General features: G+C 42.4%; 4 protein-coding genes. 3 read left to right on the top strand and 1 reads right to left on the bottom strand.

Translation table 11 applies throughout. The features are described 5' to 3' along the window. The 3 genes from Q0212_RS15920 to Q0212_RS15910 all read left to right on the top strand — a co-directional run. A partial coding sequence (locus Q0212_RS15920; protein ID WP_297927330.1) for a lambda exonuclease family protein occupies window positions 1-908 on the top strand: 908 nt, incomplete at its 5' end. 6 nt (window positions 909-914) lie between these two features. Continuing rightward, complete coding sequence (locus tag Q0212_RS15915; protein WP_297927328.1) at window positions 915-2,792, top strand: DEAD/DEAH box helicase; 1,878 nt, start codon at window positions 915-917, stop codon at window positions 2,790-2,792. Beyond that, window positions 2,789-3,202 (top strand): hypothetical protein, encoded by a 414-nt coding sequence (locus tag Q0212_RS15910; RefSeq protein ID WP_297927326.1) that lies wholly within the window; start codon window positions 2,789-2,791, stop codon window positions 3,200-3,202. Before Q0212_RS15915 ends, Q0212_RS15910 begins: the two co-directional genes overlap by 4 nt. A gap of 157 nt (window positions 3,203-3,359) precedes the next feature. Here the strand turns inward: Q0212_RS15910 and Q0212_RS15905 are convergent, their stop codons facing one another. Beyond that, complete coding sequence (locus Q0212_RS15905) at window positions 3,360-3,545, bottom strand: hypothetical protein (protein ID WP_297927324.1); 186 nt, start codon at window positions 3,543-3,545, stop codon at window positions 3,360-3,362. Window positions 3,546-3,717: the final 172 nt, after the last annotated feature.

Raw genomic sequence — 3,717 nt, 5'->3', positions numbered from 1 at the left:
CGCATTGGAGCATGACAATGTCAAAAAATATAGAACAACGTACCCCCGAATGGTTCAAACAGCGTAAAGGCAAAATTACAGGCAGCGTAGCAGGTGCGGCTTTAGGTGTTAATCCATACATGACACCAGATGCACTTATCAGACGTTTAGTGCGTTTATGGCATGGCGCGGAGTCAGAGTTTAACGGTAACATTGCTACCGAGTACGGCTCGCTTAACGAACCCATTGCACAGTTAGACTACACCAACAAAACAGGTAATTTAGTCCATGAGTGCGGCTTTTTTGTCCATCCTGAGCATGAATGGCTAGGCGCGTCCCCCGATGGTATTGCAACAAACCTAAATGACCAAAAGTATATTCTTGAAGTAAAATGTCCGTTTGGGTTACGAAACGACCTATTACCTGAGTTTAAGTCTTTAGAACAACAACCGCACTACTACGCACAAGTACAAATTGAAATGGCCTGTGCCGGCATTAAACAAGCTCACTTTTACCAGTGGAATAAATACGGCGACTCTTTAGAGATTGTCACGTTTAATCAAGAGTGGTTCGATGATGCCATCATTAAGCTATTAGCTTTTTATAACTGCTTTTTGTCAGAGATTGACAATCCAGAACATCTAAATGACATCGTAAAAACGATTGAATCTAAACAAGCTACCGCGCTATTGTCAGAGTATGACCAACTTGGCGAAACAATCGACAATGCAACGCAACGCCAAAAAGAGATTATTGTCGAATTGGCCAAGATTGCTAACAACAAAAATGCAATCATTAACGGTCGCAAGTTTAGTCAAATTACACGGCAAGGCGCGATAAGCTACGCTAAAGCCATCAAAGACCTTTTACCAGGTGCTGACCTTAGCAAGTATCAAGGCAAGCCGACAAGCTACTGGAAATTGGGGTAATTAGCCATGCAATTACGCCCCTATCAACAAGATGCTGTAGATAGTGCTATCGCATGGATGCGTAAAAGTACCGAACCCGCGCTTTTAGAGTTAGCCACAGGGGCGGGTAAATCATGGATAGCCGCCGCCATTGCTTTTTGGATAACCCAAAAAACAGGTAAAAAGGTTTTGGTTTTACAGCCGTCCAAAGAATTGACTTCTCAGAATTTTGAGAAATATCTAGCCACTGGTGAAAAGGCTTCTATATTTAGCGCAAGCGCAAACAGTAAATGCACCCGTCATAATGTCGTCTATGCCACACCTAAAACCGTACTGAATAGCGTATCGCGCTTTGGTGATGCGTTTGCGTGTGTCATTGTTGACGAAGCGCACATGACCACACCGACCATAAAACAGATTATTGCTCACATAGCCGCTAAAAATCCGATGTTACGGGTTATCGGCATGACTGCCACACCATACAGACTTGGCACAGGTTACATCTACCAATACGATGCTACAGGTGAACGTATAAGCAAGCTAGACACTGACGAAACAATAGACGCGTATTACCATAGCCTACTCTATAAGATAAACACACGCGCCCTAATTGACATGGGTTTTTTAACACCTGCTCACACTGACACCACAGCACTACATTACGACACCGACAATCTAACAATAAACAAGATGGGCAATTTTGACGCGAAGCAAATAGAACAAGCCTTTGAGGGTCAAGGCCGCCTTACATCTCAGATTGTCGCTGACGTAGTACAACACTCACAAGGGCGCAATGGCGTTATGCTGTTTGCATCTACTGTTAAACACGCACAAGAGATATTAGACAGTCTACCGCCCGACAATAGCCGCATGCTTGGTGGCGATGTCAACATGGCCAAAGCCGAACGTGAAAAGCTAATAAACGATTTTAAACAACAACGGTTTAAATATATTGTGAGTGTAGGTACATTAACCACAGGTTTTGATGCGCCTCATGTTGACGTTGTAGCGATATTACGCGCCACCGAATCAGCGTCATTATTTCAGCAGATTATCGGACGCGGCCTTAGATTACACACCGACAAAACCGATTGTTTAGTGCTTGACTATGCGGGCAACATTGAACGGCACAAACTGCAAGACGATATTTTTGAACCGACCATAAAAACATACAAAGCAAAAACGAGCTCCGCGATTGAGGCAACCTGCCCTAGCTGTAATTTTAGCAATGACTTTGCAGCTCGTGACAACCCGCAAAAGCTAGGCATAGACAAGCAAGGGTTTTTTTTGGACTTGACTGGCAACCGCATTTTATTGAGCGTTGGTGCTAACGATGCGCCCGTGTATATGCCCGCGCATCTTGGCCGCCGATGCAATGGTTTTGTACAGTCAATACTCAACAAAGGTAAGCTCGATAGATGCGAGTATCGGTGGGCGTTTAAGTTGTGCGAAAAATGCAACCTTGAAAACGACATAGCGGCGCGTTATTGTGAGAAGTGCAAGGCAGAACTGGTTGACCCTAATAGCTCGCTAAAGCATGAAGCCGCACAGGTTAAAGCCGACCCTTACGCCGTATTTACCGAAGAAGTGCTATTTTTTAGCGTTAAAAAAGGCATGAGCAAAGCAGGCAATGAAATGCTAGTCTGTGACTACTCAACACCTACCACACAGTTTAGAGCGTATTATATCGCTGATAGCGATAGCAAGCTGATACAAAGAAAATGGACTAAGCTGTGCCATTCTATTTTTGGCGGCGATGTTAGAAATGTTGATGATTTTGTGCATTTAGCTAATGATTTTGGCTTTGATAGACCTGATACCGTAACCTACCAAAAAAATAAAACCACAGGTTATTTTGACGTGATAGGACACAATTACTACCCAATACATGAGGCGACAACATGAAAATACCCGACTGGCTTAAAACGTATGGCGACACATCATATAGAGGCGACTGCCCGCTAGAAGATGCGGAGTTAATGACGTTTTTTAATGAGCTTAACCGATTGCACCCACAGCTCGCACTTGTTGCAATCCATCCCGATAACGAGGGGCTAGTGCTTGGTACAGGACACCATCACCACATCAAGCAAAAAGCAAAGGGCGCAATCAGGAACGGTGCTGCTGATATTATTATCTGCGGTTGTCCGACTTTTGTTTGTGAGATGAAGCGACAAGACCACACCAAAAGCCGTTGGCAAGATGGCCAGTTAGATTTTTTACAGACTAGCCAAGAATTGGGGGCTTTTGTGTGTGTTGCGCTTGGTTATGAAGCTGCATTGCAAGCACTAAACGACTGGTTAAAACTAATCTAACACCCACAAAAAAGCCACTAATTAAAGTGGCTTTTCTTTTTATCCCTTAATCGCTTTTATCTTCATGATTTCACGCGTAACGTGAGTCAGTCGTTAAATCAACCAAAAAAACCACGCGCCACAATTGGCGCAATAATAAAACTAAAACAGATATACGTTAGCATAATTTACCCCATTGTTTTTTTACATAACAATCAACAATATTAAGGTCTTTGTCATGCTCAATAAAAATGTCTTTGTCTTTTTTTATTGCATCGTTCAATAATTGAGGTGACACATTAAGCTGTCTTGACACTTTTCTTGCATTTCCGACCAATTTTACAAAATCTTTTAATCTGACCATTTTTTGCCTCCAGTGCCTTAATAATAATTTATTTTCTAAAAAAAGTAAAATATTACTTTACAAATATAAAATAAAGTTTTATATTACTATTCATGCAGCAAGCATCGCGGCAAGCCGAAATGAAAGGTTTTGGAAATTTGCAACATGGTCACTAAAGTGCGTAAATCCGAGT

It is taken from the genome of uncultured Agitococcus sp., assembly GCF_937920075.1.
In the GTDB taxonomy this organism is placed as follows: Bacteria; Pseudomonadota; Gammaproteobacteria; order Pseudomonadales; family Moraxellaceae; genus Agitococcus.
The sequence above is the reverse complement of the archived record's forward strand: the minus strand, read 5'-3'. Positions and strand labels throughout refer to the sequence as shown.